The following is an 18,642-nucleotide window of genomic DNA, read 5'->3' on the forward strand; positions in this document are numbered from 1 at the left end:
CAGAACGGCCATCCTCTCGCGAGGGTGGCCGTTTCTTCGTTGCGCCCGCTCCGGAGACCGGACGGGGAGGAGTGTCAGGCGGATCGCTTGGTGCGACGGGCGGAGAGCTCGTCGACGGGGTCGGGCACCGTGGCGTCGAAGGCGACGAGAGTGGACTCCACCTCGCGAAGCACCTTGCCGACGGCGATGCCGAAGACGCCCTGGCCACGGCTGACGAGATCGATGACCTCATCGTTGGAGGTGCAGAGGTAGACCGAGGCCCCGTCGCTCATCAGAGTGGTGCCTGCGAGGTCACGGATGCCCGCGCGACGCAGTTCGTCGACGGCGGTTCGGATCTGCTGCAGGGAGATGCCGGTGTCGAGCAGGCTCTTCACGAGCTTGAGGACAAGGATATCGCGGAAGCCGTAGAGACGCTGCGACCCTGAGCCGCTCGCTCCGCGGACCGTGGGCTCGACCAGCTCGGTGCGAGCCCAGTAGTCGAGCTGTCGATAGGTGATTCCCGCTGCCCGTGCCGCTACCGCTCCGCGGTAGCCGACCTCGTCATCCATGGCCGGCAGACCGTCGGTGAAGAGGAGTTCGGGCACGAACCGCGGGTCGTCTGCACGCTCATCCGCACTCATCTGAAATCCTCCTTGGAGCTGATACATCCACGCTAGAGCAGCCCCCCGGTACCGGCAATGACATACGCACGAGCGCGGAGGTGTGTCGCAACCAGTTCGTTACGAAAGCAGCCGCTCGATCGCGTCCTTGACGAAGAGCGAGCGCACCTCGTCGATCTTGGCGGCGAGCGTCGGCGCCATCTCGCTCGCCTTGGCTCGCGACGTCGCATCCGTTCGGCGCAGCAGTGACGACATCGCCGATTCGATCAGCGCGACCTCACGCTCTGCTCCCTGGCGCAGTGACCGGAGGTGACGGGGCTCGATGCCGTGACGGTCGAGTGCGACCAGTCCTCGCAGAAGGGTGACCGTCGCCTCCGAGTAGTACTCCTGGGCCACGATCACGCCGGTGCTGATCGCGTCGTTGAGCAGCTGAGGCCCGGCACCGGCTGCCGACAGCAGCTCCGCCCGGCGGTACCTGCGTGCAGCGGGCGCGATGGAGGGCGGCGGAACGAGGGCCGTGGACTCGCCGTTCGCCTCGGCGTCGTCGAGCTGCTCGCGAATCACGCTGAGCGGAAGATAGTGATCACGCTGCAGAGTGAGTCCGAGGCGCAGTCGCTCGATGTCGGACGACGAGAACTTGCGGTAGCCCGACTCGGTGCGCGACGGGGTGACGATTCCCTGGACCTCGAGGAAGCGGAGCTTGCTGGAGGTGAGTTCGGGGAATTCCGGGGTCAGCCGTGCCAGCACCTGACCGATGCTCAGCAGGCCGGATGACGCGGAGCGTTCGCGGGCGGGGGACGCCGCCATCAGTCGATCGCCGCGACGCGATCGAGCGGAGAGGCGAAGAAGTTCAGGCGGAACTTGCCGACCCGAAGCTCGGTGCCGTCAGCCAGCGCGCTGCGGTCGACGCGCTCACCGTTCACGTAGGTGCCGTTGAGCGAACGCTGATCGATGATCTCGAAAGTCGTTCCCGATCGGGTGAACTCCGCGTGTCGGCGGGACACGGTGACGTCGTCGAAGAAGATGTCGGCCTCGGGGTGGCGGCCGACGGTCGTCACGTCCGTGTCGAGCAGGTAGCGGGCCCCCGCGAGGGCACCCGAACGCACCAGCAGGAGCGCCGAGCCGGAGGGCAGCGCCGAGATGGCACTCTGCTCCACATCCGTGAGCTCCACGCCGAAGGGGATGAAGGAGAGGTCCGAGTCGTGCCCGAACGTCTGCGTCACGTCGTGTCTCTGCTCGCCGGGACGGTGGATCGCGGCGTCTCCGCCCGATCGATTCTGGCTGTCTGTCACTATGCCCTCCTAGTCCTCCAGACTAACTGATCGGATGCCCCTCGCGGGAGCGCCGTTCACACTCAGACATCGCCTATCGGGCGTGCATAGGCTGAAGGGGTGAAAACCTCCGCTCGCCGCCTCCCCGCAGCCCCGATCGCCCTCGCGGCTGCCCTGCTCACCGCGCTCCTGGTGATGTTCGCACCGCTCTCCGCGTCCGCGCACGACAGCCTGACCGCCTCCTCCCCCGAGGCCGACAGCACTGTCGACACGCTGCCGACCGCGCTCACCCTCACGTTCAGCGCCGACCTCATCGAGGGCGGGAATGCGACCGAGGTCGTGGTCACCGATCCCTCGGGGGCGTCTGTGACCTCCGGCGCGGCGACCGTGAGCGGTGCGACCGTCACTCAGCCACTCACCGGCGAGGGTCCGGCCGGCGTCTACCACGTGATCTGGAGGGTCCTCTCCAGCGACGGCCACCCCACCTCGGAAGAGTTCGACTTCAGCGTGACCACGAGCACCGTGAGCACGGCCACGGAGGAGCCGACCGCCGAGCCGACGGCCGAGCCGACCGCATCCGCGACGCCCGAGCCGACGACCACCGTCGGACCCGATGCGGGTGTCACGTCCGCACCGGAAGAGAGCACCGGATCGTCCGCGTCCGCGTGGATCTGGGGCATCTCGATCGCGGTCGTGGCGGTCGCCGTGGGAGCCGCGATCTGGCTCTCGATCCGCAGGCGTCGTAGCACCGGTCCCGGTGCGGATGCGGCCGATTCCGACACCCCCGCAGGGCGATAGGCTGGACGCATGCCACACTACGATGTCGTCATCCTCGGTGCAGGTCCTGGTGGATACGTCGCTGCTGTCCGCAGCGCGCAGCTGGGTCTGTCCACCGCCATCATCGAAGAGAAGTACTGGGGTGGTGTCTGCCTCAACGTGGGCTGCATCCCCTCCAAGGCGCTCCTGAAGAACGCGGAGCTCGCGCACACGCTCAACCACAAGGCCGACTTCTTCGGCATCTCGGGTGAGTTCACGATCGACTACGGCAAGGCGTTCGACCGCAGCCGCGTCGTCGCAGACGGTCGCGTCAAGGGCATCCACTTCCTGATGAAGAAGAACAAGGTCACGGAGTACGACGGCCGTGGCACGTTCACCGGACCGAAGGCGATCTCGGTCGCGAAGTCCGACGGATCCACCGAAGAGGTCACGTTCGACAACGCGATCATCGCCACCGGATCCAAGGTCCGTCTCCTTCCGGGCGTGCAGCTGAGCGACAACGTCGTGACGTACGAGGAGCAGATCCTCAGCCGCGAGCTGCCGAAGTCCATCGTGATCGTCGGCGCCGGTGCCATCGGCATGGAGTTCGCCTACGTGATGACCAACTACGGGGTCAAGGTCACGATCATCGAGTTCCTCGACCGCGCGCTCCCCAACGAGGACCCCGACGTGTCGAAGGAGATCACGAAGCAGTACAAGAACTACGGCGTCGACATCCTCACCTCCACCAAGGTCGAGTCCGTGGTCGACAACGGCTCGTCCGTCACCGTCTCGTACACCGGCAAGGACGGACAGCAGACGTCCATCGAGGCCGACAAGGTGCTCATGTCGGTCGGGTTCGCCCCGAACGTCGAGGGCTTCGGACTCGAGGCGACCGGCGTGAAGCTCACCGAGCGCGGCGCGATCGACATCGACGACCACATGCGCACCAACGTCGAGGGCATCTACGCCATCGGCGATGTCACGGCCAAGCTGCAGCTCGCCCACGTGGCCGAGGCACAGGGAGTCGTCGCGGCCGAGACCATCGGCGGCGCCGAGACCCAGACCCTCGGCGACTACCGCATGATGCCGCGCGCGACCTTCTGCTCGCCGCAGGTCGCATCGTTCGGACTCACCGAGCAGCAGGCCAAGGACGAGGGCCACGAGGTGAAGGTCGTCACCTTCCCGTTCATGGCCAACGGCAAAGCGCATGGCCTCGGAGAGCCCGTCGGGTTCGTGAAGATGATCGCCGACGCCGAACACCTCGAGCTGCTCGGCGCGCACATGATCGGCCCCGATGTCTCCGAGCTGCTGCCCGAGCTGACGCTGGCGCAGAAGTGGGACCTCACCGCACTGGAGCTCGCCCGCAACGTGCACACCCACCCGACGCTGTCGGAGGCGCTGCAGGAGGGCTTCCACGGCCTCGCGGGACACATGATCAACTTCTGATCCCTCGGATCGGCTCGAAGGCCCGGCGCACTCACGTGCGACCGGGCCTTCGTCGTCTCACCGGCCGGTCGCTCCGTCTCGCCGGAGCTCGAGCCGCGAGGGCAGCCGGAAGCGGACGGCCCACCCGACGGGCACGGCGACGGAGAGCTCCCCCGGCGTGTACGAGCGACGGATGCTGATGAGGCCGTCCTCGCGGATGAACGACCCGCGCAAGAACGTCCGCGCGAACACCCAGGTCAGAGCGCCGTACAGCGCATAGGCCACCCTGCTGCGTGCGATGTCCCGGTGCACCACGAGTCCCCCGTCGCCGACGAGCCCCACCGAATCGCTCAGCAGTCCCTGCAGCTCGGAGTCGCTCAGGTGGTGCAGCAGATGATTCGAGAAGACGACGTCGTACCGCGTCCCCTCGGAGAGGAGATCCGCCGAGAGCGCGCGGCGGTACCGCACGCCGGAGCCCTCGTCGTGGGCGACCGCCCAGCGGATGGCGCGCTCATCGGCGTCCAGTGCCGTGATCTCGGCACGAAGCCCGTCGCGTCGCAGGCGCGCGGCGATCATCCGGCACACGTCACCACCACCGGCGCCGATGTCGAGGATGCGGATGGGACCACGACGGGCGCGTGGCCGGATGTCGCGGCGGTAGAGCTGCCCTGTGCCCGAGACGAGGGCGTTGACCACCCGGAAGCGCTCGTACGTGCGCTCCAGCATCCCGAGGTCCGCATCGGGGTCGTCCATGAGCTCGCGCGCGCCGGAGGCGCGGATCGACAGGTCGTGTCTCACGCGACGCCGGATGTCACGGTCATCAGAGCGCTCTCGGCCGTCAGGCCGGGGCCGAAGGCCATAGCCGCGATGCGGGACCCGTCCACCGCACCCTCGTCGAGGATGCGCCGGATGACGAAGAGGATCGTCGCGCTCGACATGTTCCCGTACTCGCGTAGCGTCTCGCGCGCGGGGTGCATCTGGACGTCGCTGAGTCCGAGTCGCTCCTGCACCCGGTCGAGGATGCTGCGGCCACCGGGATGGATCGCCCAGTGCTCCACCCTCTCCCCCACGCGCCCCTGAGCGAAGGCCGCAGCGAGCTCGTCCTCGTGCGCGTAGAGCGGACCGATCGCACCGATGATCGTCTCGCCGATGATCTGCGGCACCCTCGTGGACAGGATCATCTCGAAGCCGTGATCGCCGATCGTCCACGCCATGTCCCGCTCCCCCTCGGGGGCGATCGCCGTGTGGAAGCCGTCGAGACGCACGGCGGGGACGGGGGTCGCGAGGTCTCTCGCGGTGACGATCCCGGCAGCCGCACCGTCGGCGAAGAGCGAGTTGGCGACGATCAGATCGGGATCCTCCGAGGATCGCAGATGCACCGTGCAGAGCTCGACGCTGACGACCAGCACGACCGCCTCGGGATCCGCGGCGCAGAACTGACTCGCCGCTCGCAGTGCCGGCATGGAGGCGTAGCAGCCCATGAATCCCAGGTGGTAGCGCTGGACGCTGTCGGAGAGACCGAGCCCCCGGACGATCTCGTACTCGGGGCCGGGAGCGTGGAATCCCGTGCAGGATGCGGTGATCACGTGCGTGATGTCCGCGGCCACCACGTCGGGATCGGCGTCCAGCGCCTGTCGGGCGACCTCGACGAACAGACGCGAGGCCTCCGCGACATAGACGTCATTGCGTGCTTTCGTCCCCGGCGACAGCAGGAGGCCCGTGTCCGGATCGAGGAAGGTCGGCGGATCGGTCGTCGCCGCGGCAGGTGAGAGTTCCTTGATAACCGTATGCCGGGTGTCGATGCCCGACCCGTTGAACGAGGCTCCGATGATGCGGGTCGCGAGGCGCCCCACATCCGGCTGGGCGGCGAAGATGTCACGGACGGCGTCCTGCTCGATGACGGTGTCGGGAACGATCGTGTGCAGCGAGCGGAGTACGGCGGAACGGCTCATATCGCTCACTCAAGCACGATTCCGTCCGGGCCGAGAAGGGGCTTGCGGCGCGTGTCAGAAACCCAGAGCACGGGCGAGCTTCGACCCCGATGCCGCCTCGCGCCCGCCTGCGGCCGCGACCGCCGACTCGACAGCGGCGAACAGCGCGTCACGTCCTGCCTCATCGGCGGGAGCGGCGGGCCCCAGTTCGAACTCCCACTCGCGCCATTCGCGACGGACGTCCTGTCGGAGGTCCGTCGCGCGGACCCGGTCGTCGACGAACTCGGCGATCACCCCGGCGTCTCCGGTGAGCAGGTACGCGGTGCGGGTGTTCTCGATCCGGGCGAGCGGTGACAGCGGCTCCGTGGTCCACTGCGACAGGGTCGAGGTCACCGCATCGGGGACGCGGTCGTCGTCGCCCAGCGGCCAGCCGATCTCGACTCTGCCATCTCCCTCGCGGGGGCCCTTGATGTGCCATCCGGCATCGGGGCCTCCGGTTCGCCGGCGCAGAGCGACTCCCGCGCGGGACAGTGCGGCGTCATCGGTGTCGAGGTAGCGCGCGTCGAGCTCGCGCACCTCTCCCTCGGACACCGCGGTGACCCCGGGCAGGTCGCTCCACTGCGGTAACGGCGTGCGGGCGTCGACGTCGTACTTGCGCTCGACCTCGACGACCCGTGACGGGACGTCGCCCGACTGCGGAGCGCCCGGTTCAGTCATCCGAGGGGGTGAGTTCCTCGAGGGATTCGTCGAACCAGTAGTCCACCTCGGTGGGGCCGTCGGTGTCGCCGGTGTTCTGCGCGTCGCCGCGACGGTTGTACACCACCTGGGTCTCGCTGTAGGGGACGATCAGCTTGTCGTCCGCGTCGCCGAGAGGAATGATCTGCCCGTCGAGCGGGCCGCCGTGAAGTCGTGCGAGTGCCATGTCCTCATGCTATCCCCGCAGCCGCGGATCGGAGCTCACCGCGCGATGATGCCGAGAAGCGCGCCGAGGATCATCCACGGCCCGAAGGCGATCCGCGTGGCTCCGTCGGCCCGACGCAGCACCATCAGCCCTATCGCATACAACGCACCGATCACGAAGGCGGATGCCGCGCCCACGGCGAGCGCCTGCCAGCCGTGCCATGCGAGAGTCAGCCCGATGACGGCCGCGAGCTTGACGTCTCCCCCGCCGATCCCCTGTCGGCTGAGTGCACGGAGCACCGCGTAGAAGCCGCCGAGGATCAGCATCCCCAGCAGGGATCTGACCGTCGTCCCGCTCTCCCCCGCGACGGCGGCGTCGACCGCCACGAGGACGACGAGGACGGCCAGGGTGGGGAGCACGATCCGGTCGGGCAGCCGATGGCTGCGGATGTCGATGGCGACCAGTCTGCAGCCCACCGCGAAGAGGGCGACATGAACGATCACGACGACGGCGGTGCGGAGATCCATGCCCGGAAGGCTAGGAGACCACGAGGTGCGGCGAGCGCGGGGTGTGGATAACGTCTCGCGCCGATGTCGGAGGTTCGAACTATCGTCGACTACTCCAGTTGATTTATTAGTACATATCTTCGAGGATGGAACCATGGGGATCGGGCTCGATGCGGTGACCGCGCTCTCTCCGGGCGGCGACTCTCGCGCCGGAGAGGTTCTTCGGCTGCGCCGCGAGATCAGCCGGATGCAGCGCCGACGCAGCGAGCATCCCCTGCTCCCTCTCGAGCCGGTGTTCTCCACCCTTCTCCCCGACGAAGGCCTGCAGACCGGGACGGCCTACACCGTCTCCCCCTCGCCCAGCCTGGTCCTCTCGCTGCTCGCGGCCTCGTCGCGGAAGGGACATTGGTGCGCGGTGGTCGGCATGCCGACGCTGGGGGTCGAGGCCGCTGCGGCCTTCGGCATCGAACTGCCCCGACTGATCCTCGTGCCCGATCCGGGCGACCGCTGGCTCGCCGTGACCTCCGCACTCGCCGAGGTCGTGCCCCTCATCGCCGTGCAACCGCGAGGCCGGGCGCGAGACGCCGACGTGTCGCGATTGAGCGCTCGCCTCAGAGACCGAGGCAGTACGCTCCTCGTCGCCGAATCCGCCGAATCCGGAGTCTGGCCGCAGAGCGAGGGCACCATCCGACTCCATGACCAGCAGTGGCTCGGCATCGGCGAGGGCTGGGGGCTGATCGAGGGGTCGACCGCGACCGTCACGGCGCAGACGAGGCACACCCCTCAGCCCACGAGTGTGAGGGTGCGACTGCCCGGCACCCATGGCGCGGTCGAAGAGCTGCCGATCGAGAAGACCGCCTCGCCCATCGCCGAGATGACCGCGCGTGCAGGGCTGCGCGGCGACCGCACCGAGCCGCACGAGTACCCGCCCCTGGCGGTGGCAGGATGACGGCCCCTCTCCGCACCATGGTGCTGTGGTTCCCCGACTGGCCCCTCCGTGCCGCTCTGGGTGGGCCGCCACCGCATCCGCCCACGGCCCTGGTGCATGCGAACACGGTCATCGCCTGCACCGCATCGGCGCGGGAGCACGGCGTGCGCGCAGGCCAGCGTCGTCGCGTGGCGCAGGGGCACATCTCCTCGTTGCGTGTGCTTCCGCACGATGTCGCTCGCGATGAAAGAGCCTTCCTCCCGGTCCTGCAGCTCATCGAGAAGCACGCCCCGGGCGTCGCCCTGCTTCGTCCGGGCCTCGCCGCGGTGCGGGCACGCGGCATCTCCCGCTATCACGGCGGCGAGGCGGAGGCCGCGGACACCCTGATCGGTATCCTCGCCGAGGCCGGCTTCCCCGAAGTGCGCGTGGGGATCGCCGACGGCCCCTTCACCGCCGAGTTGGCGGCACGAGGGCCCACTCCTCGCACCGTCGTACCGCCGGGTCTCGCGAAGGAGTTCCTCGCTCCGCTCCCGGTGCGGGTGCTCAAAGACGAGCAGATCACCGGCCTGCTCATCCGGCTGGGGGTGCGCACGCTCGGCGACTTCGCCGGACTCGACGAGATCGAGGTGCGCGATCGCTTCGGCGAGCGCGGTGCTCGTCTGCACGCTCTCGCCGCCGGAGCCGATTCCCGCCCCGTGGTGCCGAGACCGCCGGACCCGGAGCTCGTTCGCTCCGTGGAGTTCGAACCCGCCCTCGCCGGAGCGGATCAGGTCGCCTTCGCCGTGCGACAGAGCGTCGATGCGGTCATGCTCGCCCTCGCCGACGCCTCCGTGGTGTGCACCGAGGTGCGCATCGATCTGGTCGACGACAACGGTGCGGTGTTCTCCCGACCCTGGCTGCACCCCACCTGCTTCGACGCCGCAGACCTGGTCGACCGGGTGCGCTGGCAGCTCGAGGCCCTGGGAGCGGAATCCGCCAAAGCACCGATCGATGAGGCTCGGGCCTTCGGCGGCATCGTTCTGGTGCGTATCGTTCCGGTGGCCGTCGACGATGCCGCGCATCACCAGCCCGGCCTCTTCGGTTCCGGGACAGACGAGCGCCTGCACCATGCCATTTCCCGCGTGCAGACGATGCTCGGTCATGAGGGCGTCGTCACCGCTGCCCTCTCCGGTGGGCGCTGGCTCGCCGACAGGCAGGTTCTCACACCGTGGGGAGAGCGATCGACCGCACCTCGCGACCCTGCCCGCCCCTGGCCGGGAAGCCTTCCCGATCCCCTCCCCGCCGAGGTCTTCCGACCGCCCCGCCCGATCGGTGTGCTCGCGCCGGACGGAGGCACACTCCTCGTCGATGATCGGGGGACCCTCTCCGCCGCGCCGTCGCACATCGACGGCGACGAGGTGCAGGCGTGGGCGGGGCCATGGCCCATCCACGAGCGTCGATGGGAGGCGACCGGCGGCAAGCGGGGGCATCGCCTGCAGATCGTCGACGGTCACGATCGGGCATGGCTCGTCTTCTGCACCGGCGATCGCTGGTGGGCCGAGGGGCGGTACCGCTGATGGGCTGGCACAATCCGCCGCAGACGTGGAAAGAGCTGGAACGCACGCTGAGCGGCGAGGAGTCCCCCTACCCGACGGGAGGGACGCCGCCGGGCAGACGACCGGATGCCGGTCCCATCAGCACCCGACGCACGCGCACCGCTCCCACGACCGTGAGCAGGCCCGAGCAATCGGTCCCGTACGCGGAGCTGCACGCGCACTCCTCGTACTCCTTCCTCGACGGGGCGTCCTCGCCCGAGGATCTGCTGGCCGAAGCCGAGCGCCTGGGTCTCACCGCGCTGGCCCTCACCGATCATGACGGGTTCTACGGAGCCGCCCGTTTCGCGGAGGTCGCCGAGCTGATGGACGTGCAGGTGCAGACGGTGTTCGGCGCCGAGCTCTCCCTGGGCCTCGATGCTCCGCAGCGCGGTTCCCCCGACCCCATCGGCGACCATCTGCTCGTACTCGCCGACGGGCTCGAGGGGTACCACCGGCTGTCCGGTGCGATGACGGCGGCTCATCTTCGCGGCGGCGAGAAAGGACGCCCGGTCTACGACCTCGATGAGCTGGCATCGATGTCGGGCGGCCACTGGACGATCCTCACGGGATGCCGCAAGGGAGGTGTCCGTCGTGGCCTGGAGGCCGGAGACGCGCAGACCCCGCTGCGCCGACTGGTCGACCTTTTCGGTCAGGATCACGTCGTCGTCGAGCTCTTCGACCATGGCGACCCCCAGGACTCCCGGCGCAACGACGCCCTCGCCGACCTCGCCCGGCAGATGCGGCTCCCTGTGGTGGCGACGAACAACGTGCACTACGCCACACCCGAGCGCGCGTCCCTCGCCGAGGCGGTCGCCGCGGTCCGCGCCGTACGCAGCATGGACGAGCTCGACGGATGGCTCCCCGCTCATGGCGGCGCGCACCTGCGCAGCGGTGCCGAGATGGCGGCGCGCTTCCGTCGTCATCCCGGTGCGATCTCCTACGGACTGGAGCTCGCCGCTGCATCCGCGTTCTCCCTCCGACGCGCCCGTCCGGCCCTTCCGAGGCAGGAAGTGCCCGATGGTCACACTCCGATGAGCTGGCTGCGACACCTGGTGTGGGAGGCCGTACCGACGAAGTATCCGCACCTCGATGCCGACGGGCGCCGCCGGATCGGGCGCGAGCTCGACGTCATCGAAGAGAAGGACTTCCCCGGGTACTTCCTCATCGTGCACGGCATCGTGACGGAGGCGAAGCGACGGGGCATCCTCTGTCAGGGGCGAGGCTCGGCCGCAGCGAGCGCCGTCTGCTATCTCCTGGGGATCACGGCCGTCGACCCGATCCTCTACGGGCTTCCCTTCGAGCGCTTCCTCGCGACCACGCGCTCCGAGGAGCCGGACATCGATGTCGACTTCGACTCCGACCGTCGCGAGGAGATCATCCAGTGGGTGTATCGCGAGTACGGCAGGGAGCGTGCGGCTCAGGTCGCGAACGTCATCCAGTATCGTCCGAAGAACGCCGTGCGCGACATGGCGAGGGCGCTGGGCTACTCCCCCGGACAGCAGGACGCCTGGTCGCGGCAGGTCGACGGCTGGAGCACCGGCCTCGAGGTGGCCGACGAGCACGACATCCCGCCGAACGTCCTCGACTATGCGAGCGAGCTGTTGAAGGCTCCGCGTCACCTCGGCATCCACTCCGGTGGCATGGTGCTCACGGCACGTCCGGTCGGCGAGGTGGTGCCCGTCGAACATGCACGGATGGAGAATCGCACCGTCATCCAGTGGGACAAGGACGACGCCGCCTGGATGGGCCTGGTGAAGTTCGACCTGCTGGGTCTGGGCATGCTGGCCGCACTCCAGCACTGCTTCGACCTCATCGACGACGCCACCGGCGAACGATGGACCCTCGAGACCCTCCCCAAAGAAGAAACCGCGGTCTACGACATGCTCTGCCGCGCCGACTCGATCGGCGTCTTCCAGGTCGAATCGCGCGCGCAGATCGGCCTCCTCCCCCGGCTGCAGCCCCGAGCCTTCTACGACCTCGCGATCCAGATCGCGCTCATCCGCCCCGGCCCCATCCAGGGCGGCGCCGTGCATCCGTTCGTCCGCCGCAAGATGGCGAAGGACGCCCTCGACGAGGAGAACCTCGCCAGGGCCGCCAGGGGCGAGGAGCCTGTGGTGCTCGACATCCCGTATCCGCATGTCGACCTCACGCCGATCCTCGAGAGAACCCTGGGCATCCCCATCTTCCAGGAGCAGCTGATCCAGATGGCGACCGCCATCGGCGACTGCACCGCAGACGAAGCCGACCTGCTGCGACGGGCGATGGGCTCCAAGCGCGGACTCGAGAAGATCGAGAAGGTCCGAGACAAGCTCTACGCCGGGATGTCGAGACGAGGGCTGTCCGCTGATCAGTCCGATCGCATCTACGCGCAGATCCAGGCCTTCTCCAACTTCGGTTTCGCCGAATCCCACTCGCTGTCCTTCGCTCTTCTCGTCTATGCGAGCTCATGGCTCAAGCTGCACTACCCGGCGGCCTTCCTCGCCGGTCTGCTGCGGTCGCAGCCGATGGGCTTCTATTCGGCGTCGACGCTCACCGCAGACGCTCGTCGCCATGGGGTGGAGGTCCGGCGCCCAGACCTGCACGCCTCCGCTGCGACAGAGACCCTCGAACCCCTCGAGGGCGCTCCCCTGCGGAGACCGACGGGGCTGCACGCCTGCAGCGATCCCCTGCAGCCTCGGGTGCCGCGCTTCGACCGCACCGCGCCCGATGAGTCCGAGGCGCACCGCCGCGACGGAGGGTACGCCGTACGCATGGGACTGGGCGGGGTCCGGGGCATCGGCGCGGCACTGGCCGAGCGCATCGTCGCCGCCCGCGAGGCGGGCGGCCTCTTCCGCGATCTGAACGACCTGGTCCGAAGGACAGACGCGACCGCCGCACAGTTGGAGGCGCTGGCGACCGCCGGAGCGTTCGAATGCCTCGGGCTCCAGCGCCGGGAGGCGATCTGGCTGTCCGGAGCCGCAGCCGAAGACCGTTCACGCTTCCTCCCCGGCACGACGGTCGCCGTGCAGCCTCCGCTGTTCGCGGATCAGTCCAGCTATGAGCGCCTGTCCGCTGATCTGTGGGCTACCGGCGTGTCCACCGACGATCATCCGATGGCCCATTTCCGCGGTCTTCTCCGGGATCGTGGCGTGCTCACCTCGACCGACCTCCAGAACCACGAGACCGGACGGCGCATCGAGGTCGCCGGCCTCGTGACCCATCGGCAACGCCCCGCGACGGCGGCGGGGGTGACCTTCCTCAACCTCGAAGACGAGAGCGGGCTGGTGAACGTGATCTGCTCCACCGGAGTGTGGGGTCGCTATCAGCGGGTGGCGCGGGACTCCCCGGCTCTCATCATCCGTGGAATCCTCGAGCGCTCAGCAGAGGGCGTCGTGAACGTGCTGGCCGATGCCTTCGAAGACCTCCGCACCGGTGTCACGCACCGCTCGAGGGACTTCCGGTGAGCGTCACCAGAAACGGTCGGGCTCGGGTTCGGGCAGCCGATCGCCGCCACCCCACCGGTCCGCTTCGGCCTTCGCCGCATCGACGGCGGCATCCGCGGCGTGAAGTGCCACCCGCGCACCCGTCGACCCGCCCCGTTCGGAGTCCGCCGCGACGGTGAGCGACGTGTGCGAACCCCGTCCGCCGATGACGACCGTGCAGTCCACGACGTGACCCGTCCAGTGGACGATCTCGCTGTCCGGCTCTTCGACGCTGCGGTACCGGATTCCACTGTCGAGATCGAGGACCGAGAGGATTCCGGACTCCCCCGTCAGCTCGTCGATGCGCTCCGTCACCTCGATGCGATGGCCCCGAGCGATGGCGATATGCGCGTTCACGACGAGCTTTCTGTCCATGCCCCCCACTCTATGAGTCGACCCTCTCAGGGCAAGCCTCAAACCGGGAAGAAACATTCGTAGATTTCTTTGTCCCCCAAATGGCGGACAAGACATTTTCGCGATATTCTGCAAGGAGTAGCGGGGGCTACCGGCTGAACATCTGGGGATATCAGTCGAGAGAGCAGCGAAGTTCTTCGCCGCCTCCCCTACCGTCCGGGAAGGACGGTGAGCCCTCTCGAGCGATCCAAAGTGGGGTTTGGGCACTCGGGAGGGCAACCAGGGATCGCCGCGCACGACGACCGCAGCGCGCAGACGTTCTGAGGTCTCACGCGAAAGCCTCCATCCGCACGGGGCAGATGAGGGCCTTGCGGCATTCCCGGATGACGCTCACCCGCCGGACGGGTTCTCCAGAGGCTTGCCGTCCTCGTCGGTGGTCTCGTCCTCGATGATCTCGTCGGTGCTCGTGGATGTCGACTCGTCGGGCGCACCGCCGGAGGCAGTGTCCGCCTCCTCGCCAGCGCCGGCCGTACCGTGGGTGTTCTGCAGATCGCTCATCACATCTCCTTCGTCTGACGGCCGACGCTACGCGCCGACGACCCTTCGCCGGAGGGGGTTGACGCAGGAGGCATGACGCGGGACCCTTCGCGTCGCGGCGTCGACTCAGAAGTCGTGGTCGAGACCGTAATCGAAGAAGGCGGAATCCGTGTCGACGTCATCCGCCTCGTCATCGCTCCCACGACGGGGATAGAGCCGGTGCTGCCGCAGCTGTTCCGCCTCCACGGAGAAGTCGGGGTCATCGCCCTTCGAGGACTGCGGGCCGACCAGCAGGTCGTTCCCGACGCCGACGATCAGGTCTGCGCAGTCCTTCTCCCCGTCCATGACGATCGGGATGTGCAGAGCTTGAGAATCACCGTCGCTGGCGATCGCCGCGGCGAGCTCCACCAACGCGTCGGCGACATCGTCGGTCGTCACGAGCTGCTGTCCGGCGTAGGAGACGAGTTTCATGCACTCAGCCTCTCACCGCCCGGGAGAAGTCTCGGCCGGGTTGACAGGCCGCGACGCGCGTGCGTAGTGGACGCGTCCGTCGCCCCACGCGCCACTCAGAGGTCGTCGAGGATCAGCTCTCCGCGACTGTTCAGGTTGCCCATCATGCGCTCGATGCGGTGCGGATCGAGCGAGGGCGACTTCTCGGTATCGATCTCGATGATGAGCGGGATGCTCGGGTGCATCCAGACGGTGAGCCGGCTGTGATGATCGGCACCGGCTGCGCCCGCCGGCCACGTCATCATGAAGCTCTCCTGGCGACGAAGCTTCGTCGCGATCACGACCTTGAGGTGAGCGAGAGTCTCGTCTTCCACTTCGATCGGGGGCCGCGAACTGTTGTACTCGAGTCTTCCCATGTCGCCCAGATTACGTCACTCAGGCCGATCATGACATGCCTGACGACGGATCAGCCTGCGTTGTCGAAGCTGTCCTTGTAGACGATGAAGCCTTCAGGAGAGATCTGGGCGCTCCGGTCACGCAGAAGGAGCTCGCTCAGCTCTTCGACCGTCTTGTTGTTCCGCTGGGCGACGACGGAGATCCGGTCGCCGAGCTCGTCGATCGCCGCTTCGCCGCCCATCGACTCGGGGAGGAATGTTCCGAATGCCGGTCCAGGTGTCATTTCTCCGCCTTCGTCGTCAGAGGTGCCGGACCCGGTGGGGCCGGTCGTGGATGCGGGCGTCTCCGTCAGCTCGGAGGATGGCACGGCCGTGCCGCCGGGGCCCGGATTCGTCATGAGCATTCCGACGATCACGGCGATCACCACGAGCACCACCGCCACCACGGCGACGGCGAGCACAGGGCGTCGGCTGGACTGTTCTGCTGTCTCGGACATGGGTACCCTCCTCCATCCCCTCCAGCGAACCACTGTTCCGCTCAGAAGGGAAACGGTCTCACCGTATTGACAGCGAGAAAGACGAAACGGGGTGAGGATCGATACTCGATCCTCACCCCGTGGTGGTCAGGTCACGACCGGAGCGTCAGCCGCGATCGTGACCTGACACCGATCATGCCTCGACGGAGGAGCTCCGACGACGGGCGTACACCAGCACGCCGGCGCCGATCAGCAGCAGCAGGGCTGCTCCCCCGACGAACGGAGCGGCGTCGAAGTCGCTACCGGTCGTGGCGAGGTTGCCGTCCGTGTTGTCACCGTCGTTGTTGTTGCCGGTGGGCGGAGCCGCAGCGACCGTGAAGGTCACCGCTGCGCTGCTCACCGAGGTCTCACCCGCGAGCGTCTGCACCGCGGAGACGACGTACTCGCCGTTGACGAGAGCCGTGGTGAGGGTCAGCGACCAGGTGCCGTCTGCTGCGACGGTCGCCTGACCGACGAGCTCGCCACCGGCCGCGTTGCGCACCGTCACGGTCACGGTCGCACCAGCGACACCCGTACCCGAGATGGTCGGGGTGGAGTCGTCGGTGGTCGCGCCGTTGGTCGGCGACGTGATCGCGGGAGCCGCGATCGGTGCGGCCGGAGCGACGACGGTCACCGAGGTGGTGCCGGGGATCGCGATGGTGCCGACGGTCTGTGCGGCCACGATCTCCGTTGCGTCGTACTGGTTCACGGTCACGTTGCCGGACCATGCGCCCGCGCCGTCGGCGGTCACGGTGTCGACGACAGCGCCGCCCACCGAGAGAGTGACGGTCGCGCCGGGGGTCGCGGTTCCGGTGACGTCGATCTCCTCGCCACCGGTGACAGCGGAGCCGTCCTCCGGGGTCAGGATCACGAGCGGAGCAGAGGCGAACGGCTCAGCTGCACCCGAGAGGGTGTAGTTGCCGAGGCTGCCGTATGCGTCGTATCCGTTGGCGTTCAGCGCGGTCGCCGTTGCGGGGTCGCCCGCTCCGACGCCCTCGACGGCGAGGTAGTAGACCCCGGCCTGGAGGTTCGGCAGCGTGACGGAGGCGTTGAGGCCGGCCGCGACGGTGTCCGAGGTGCGCGTGGACTCGGGGTTGCTCTCCGCAAGGACAGCGCCCGAGGCGTCGACGACGCTCAGCTTCGCGTCGAGGTTCGGCGAGATGTTCGCGACCTGGACGTTCGCGGTGAGCTCGCCACCGGCGGTCGTGACGGCGAAGACGTCGAGGTCGGAGTTGCTCTCGATGACGGCTGCGGCCCCGAAGGTGCCCGCCGCGTTGTCGAGTGCCTGCGCGTTCGCACGGTCGTTGCCGACGGTGTCCGCTGCGTAGTCCGCACGGTCAGTCCACGTGAAGTTCAGCGTGAGCTGGTCTCCGGCCGGGTTGCAGTCTCCGTTGACGCCGACGGCGAAGATGACGTCGCCGGGCTGCGGGTTGCTCGGGTTGGCCGTGCTGCCGGCAGGCAGGCACACGCTGCTTCCGGTGTACGGGGTTCCGTCCGGGAGCGTCGCGTTGACGAAGAGCGGGCCGCCTGCCGAGCGATCGGCGATCGTGGCGAGGTCGTCCTGGTCGTTCGTGGCTCCGGCGTAGGCGCCGGCCGACCACTGCGAGACGGGAACGTAGTAGGCAGCGCCCATGATCGTTCCCCACACGCCGTCCTCGGGGGCGTAGTACTCGCCGCCGCCGGCACCGCTGATGCCGTCGTGCTCGAGACCGAAGTTGTGACCGGACTCGTGCGCGGCGATCTCAGCGATCGCCTTCGGGGAGCCACCGGTTCCCTCGGTGAACACGAGCGCGCCACTGAGGTACTCGGATCCCGTGCCGCCGAGCCAGGCGATTCCACCGTTGCCTGCGGCAGCGGGGAGGACCTCGTCGTACGAGTCGGTGATGATGACGTGCGAGCCGTACACGTTGTCGTCCTGCGACGTCTTGTAGAGAGCCTCGTCGCTCGGACGCGTCGTCGTGACGTTCACGTTGAACGGTGCGTAGTCCTCGGCCACAGCGGCCCAGACGGCAGCGCGGTCGGTGACGGCAGCGGCGGGAGCGAAAGCCAGGGAAGCAATACCGGAATCGGTGTTCCAGTGCTTGCCCTCGAGGGTCTCGCCGTCGAAGTCGAGGTAGACCGTCACGGGTGCCCCGGGGCGAGATCCGGCGGCGGGAGTGCCGGGGATCGCAGCGCCTTCAGGAGCCGCGGGGAGCGCGAGCGTGCGAAGGCTCTGCGACTCGTGGGCCTGGTCGTTGAAGTAGAAGAAGCCCTTGTCGGTCACGCTGATGAGACCGGCTTCCTCCTGGTTCTTGATCTCCGCGGCGGAAGTGCCCGACTGGGCGGCCGCGACGTCGTACTTGGATGCGGAGGACTGGAGTTCAACCGGTCCATCCTGCACGTCATCGGCCGCAGCCGGAATGACAGCCCCTCCGAGAGCCAGAGCACTTGCTCCGATGGTCGCCACGGCGCCTGTGAGCCACCGACGTTTCGTATTTTTCACTATTTTCGAATCCCCTGGGTCGATAGACGGACAACGCCGCCAAACATATCAATATTCAGGAAACGACAACCTCTCTCCCAGGGTTTTCACAGATAACGTTTACCCCTCGGGCGGTCTTCCTTCCTCCTGTCAGAGCGGAACCCAGCGACCAGGGCGATTCACCACTGAACGTTGTGCGAAGCCGCGGGTGAGCTCAGGGCGGGATTCGCTCGTCACGGGCGCACCGGACTGCACATCTTCGAGAAGCCTAAACCTCTGAATGAGGGTTCAACCGCGAAGGGAACAGCGGAGGGACTCTCTCTCACCGGATCATCTGTGACCGTGTTGAGGAAGAGTCCCCCGACCGGAGCGGCCCCGACGCGGCCCCCAGACCGTGGCCAGTGCGCGCTCTCGTCGGCGATGGTACGTCCGATGTGCCCGGGTGCATATCCCATGGTGGATGACGGCGCGTAGGCGTACCCTCATTGATGTCGAAAGTGGCCCTACGCCGGATGCCTCTGTCGAGGGCGACACCTGTGAGACCTCTGCGCCGCGTAGCAAGAACTGCCGGGACC

19 protein-coding genes are annotated in these 18,642 nt (G+C 68.0%); 5 read left to right on the forward strand and 14 right to left on the reverse strand.

Annotation, left to right across the window (positions count from 1 at the left end; translation table 11 throughout):
- Positions 1–74 precede the first annotated feature (74 nt).
- The 3 genes from ABTZ43_RS02890 to ABTZ43_RS02900 all read right to left on the reverse strand — a co-directional run bounded on the left by ABTZ43_RS02890 (position 75) and on the right by ABTZ43_RS02900 (position 1,891).
- Positions 75–620, reverse strand: a complete 546-nt coding sequence (locus ABTZ43_RS02890; protein ID WP_350537751.1) for a MerR family transcriptional regulator — start codon at positions 618–620, stop codon at positions 75–77.
- Positions 621–719: 99 nt separating this feature from the next.
- The gene (gene ftsR / locus ABTZ43_RS02895; protein ID WP_350537752.1) at positions 720–1,406 is read right to left on the reverse strand and encodes a transcriptional regulator FtsR; all 687 of its coding nucleotides are present in this window, start codon (positions 1,404–1,406) and stop codon (positions 720–722) included.
- Positions 1,406–1,891 (reverse strand): FHA domain-containing protein, encoded by a 486-nt coding sequence (locus ABTZ43_RS02900; protein WP_082539404.1) that lies wholly within the window; start codon positions 1,889–1,891, stop codon positions 1,406–1,408. Before ABTZ43_RS02900 ends, ftsR begins: the two co-directional genes overlap by 1 nt.
- 99 nt (positions 1,892–1,990) lie before the next feature.
- Between ABTZ43_RS02900 and ABTZ43_RS02905 the strand changes: the two genes are divergently transcribed.
- Both ABTZ43_RS02905 and lpdA read left to right on the forward strand, forming a co-directional pair.
- Complete coding sequence (locus ABTZ43_RS02905; protein WP_350537753.1) at positions 1,991–2,668, forward strand: copper resistance CopC family protein; 678 nt, start codon at positions 1,991–1,993, stop codon at positions 2,666–2,668.
- A gap of 9 nt (positions 2,669–2,677) precedes the next feature.
- Positions 2,678–4,075: a dihydrolipoyl dehydrogenase gene (gene lpdA / locus ABTZ43_RS02910; RefSeq protein ID WP_056418629.1), complete on the forward strand. Its 1,398-nt coding sequence runs from the start codon at positions 2,678–2,680 to the stop codon at positions 4,073–4,075.
- 57 nt (positions 4,076–4,132) lie between these two features.
- Here the strand turns inward: lpdA and ABTZ43_RS02915 are convergent, their stop codons facing one another.
- Genes ABTZ43_RS02915 through ABTZ43_RS02935 form a run of 5 tightly spaced genes read right to left on the reverse strand, consistent with a single transcriptional unit; the run spans position 4,133 to position 7,413 of the window.
- Entirely contained in the window at positions 4,133–4,852 is a 720-nt protein-coding gene (locus ABTZ43_RS02915) for a methyltransferase domain-containing protein (protein WP_350537754.1), read from the reverse strand.
- A complete protein-coding gene (locus ABTZ43_RS02920; RefSeq protein WP_350537755.1) occupies positions 4,849–6,006 on the reverse strand; it encodes a type III polyketide synthase in 1,158 nt (385 codons plus the stop codon). Before ABTZ43_RS02920 ends, ABTZ43_RS02915 begins: the two co-directional genes overlap by 4 nt.
- A gap of 54 nt (positions 6,007–6,060) precedes the next feature.
- Positions 6,061–6,702: a CYTH domain-containing protein gene (locus ABTZ43_RS02925; RefSeq protein ID WP_350537756.1), complete on the reverse strand. Its 642-nt coding sequence runs from the start codon at positions 6,700–6,702 to the stop codon at positions 6,061–6,063.
- Entirely contained in the window at positions 6,695–6,907 is a 213-nt protein-coding gene (locus ABTZ43_RS02930; protein WP_056418640.1) for a hypothetical protein, read from the reverse strand. Before ABTZ43_RS02930 ends, ABTZ43_RS02925 begins: the two co-directional genes overlap by 8 nt.
- A 35-nt stretch (positions 6,908–6,942) precedes the next feature.
- The gene (locus ABTZ43_RS02935) at positions 6,943–7,413 is read right to left on the reverse strand and encodes a prepilin peptidase (protein ID WP_350537757.1); all 471 of its coding nucleotides are present in this window, start codon (positions 7,411–7,413) and stop codon (positions 6,943–6,945) included.
- Between the two features lie 133 nt (positions 7,414–7,546).
- Between ABTZ43_RS02935 and imuA' the strand changes: the two genes are divergently transcribed.
- The 3 genes from imuA' to ABTZ43_RS02950 are packed head-to-tail and all read left to right on the forward strand — an operon-like array spanning position 7,547 to position 13,337.
- Positions 7,547–8,341, forward strand: coding sequence for a DnaE2-dependent mutagenesis accessory factor ImuA' (gene imuA' / locus ABTZ43_RS02940; protein ID WP_350537758.1), 795 nt, complete (start codon positions 7,547–7,549; stop codon positions 8,339–8,341).
- Complete coding sequence (locus tag ABTZ43_RS02945; protein WP_350537759.1) at positions 8,338–9,876, forward strand: DNA polymerase Y family protein; 1,539 nt, start codon at positions 8,338–8,340, stop codon at positions 9,874–9,876. The genes imuA' and ABTZ43_RS02945 overlap by 4 nt, the downstream gene beginning before the upstream one ends.
- Entirely contained in the window at positions 9,876–13,337 is a 3,462-nt protein-coding gene (locus tag ABTZ43_RS02950; RefSeq protein ID WP_350537779.1) for an error-prone DNA polymerase, read from the forward strand. Before ABTZ43_RS02945 ends, ABTZ43_RS02950 begins: the two co-directional genes overlap by 1 nt.
- A gap of 3 nt (positions 13,338–13,340) precedes the next feature.
- Here the strand turns inward: ABTZ43_RS02950 and ABTZ43_RS02955 are convergent, their stop codons facing one another.
- The 6 genes from ABTZ43_RS02955 to ABTZ43_RS02980 form a co-directional block, all read right to left on the reverse strand.
- Positions 13,341–13,730, reverse strand: coding sequence for a hypothetical protein (locus ABTZ43_RS02955; protein WP_350537760.1), 390 nt, complete (start codon positions 13,728–13,730; stop codon positions 13,341–13,343).
- Between the two features lie 369 nt (positions 13,731–14,099).
- Entirely contained in the window at positions 14,100–14,267 is a 168-nt protein-coding gene (locus ABTZ43_RS02960; protein WP_188042338.1) for a hypothetical protein, read from the reverse strand.
- Between the two features lie 105 nt (positions 14,268–14,372).
- On the reverse strand, positions 14,373–14,717 hold the full coding sequence (locus tag ABTZ43_RS02965; protein WP_350537761.1) for a hypothetical protein: 345 nt from the start codon (positions 14,715–14,717) through the stop codon (positions 14,373–14,375).
- A gap of 95 nt (positions 14,718–14,812) precedes the next feature.
- The gene (locus ABTZ43_RS02970; RefSeq protein ID WP_149422722.1) at positions 14,813–15,112 is read right to left on the reverse strand and encodes a DUF7882 family protein; all 300 of its coding nucleotides are present in this window, start codon (positions 15,110–15,112) and stop codon (positions 14,813–14,815) included.
- Between the two features lie 50 nt (positions 15,113–15,162).
- Positions 15,163–15,588: a hypothetical protein gene (locus ABTZ43_RS02975; RefSeq protein ID WP_350537762.1), complete on the reverse strand. Its 426-nt coding sequence runs from the start codon at positions 15,586–15,588 to the stop codon at positions 15,163–15,165.
- 172 nt (positions 15,589–15,760) lie between these two features.
- Positions 15,761–18,052: an Ig-like domain-containing protein gene (locus ABTZ43_RS02980; RefSeq protein WP_350537763.1), complete on the reverse strand. Its 2,292-nt coding sequence runs from the start codon at positions 18,050–18,052 to the stop codon at positions 15,761–15,763.
- Between the last annotated feature and the right edge of the window lie 590 nt (positions 18,053–18,642).

This window comes from Microbacterium sp. NPDC097977 (assembly GCF_040302605.1).
Classification (GTDB): domain Bacteria; phylum Actinomycetota; class Actinomycetes; order Actinomycetales; family Microbacteriaceae; genus Microbacterium.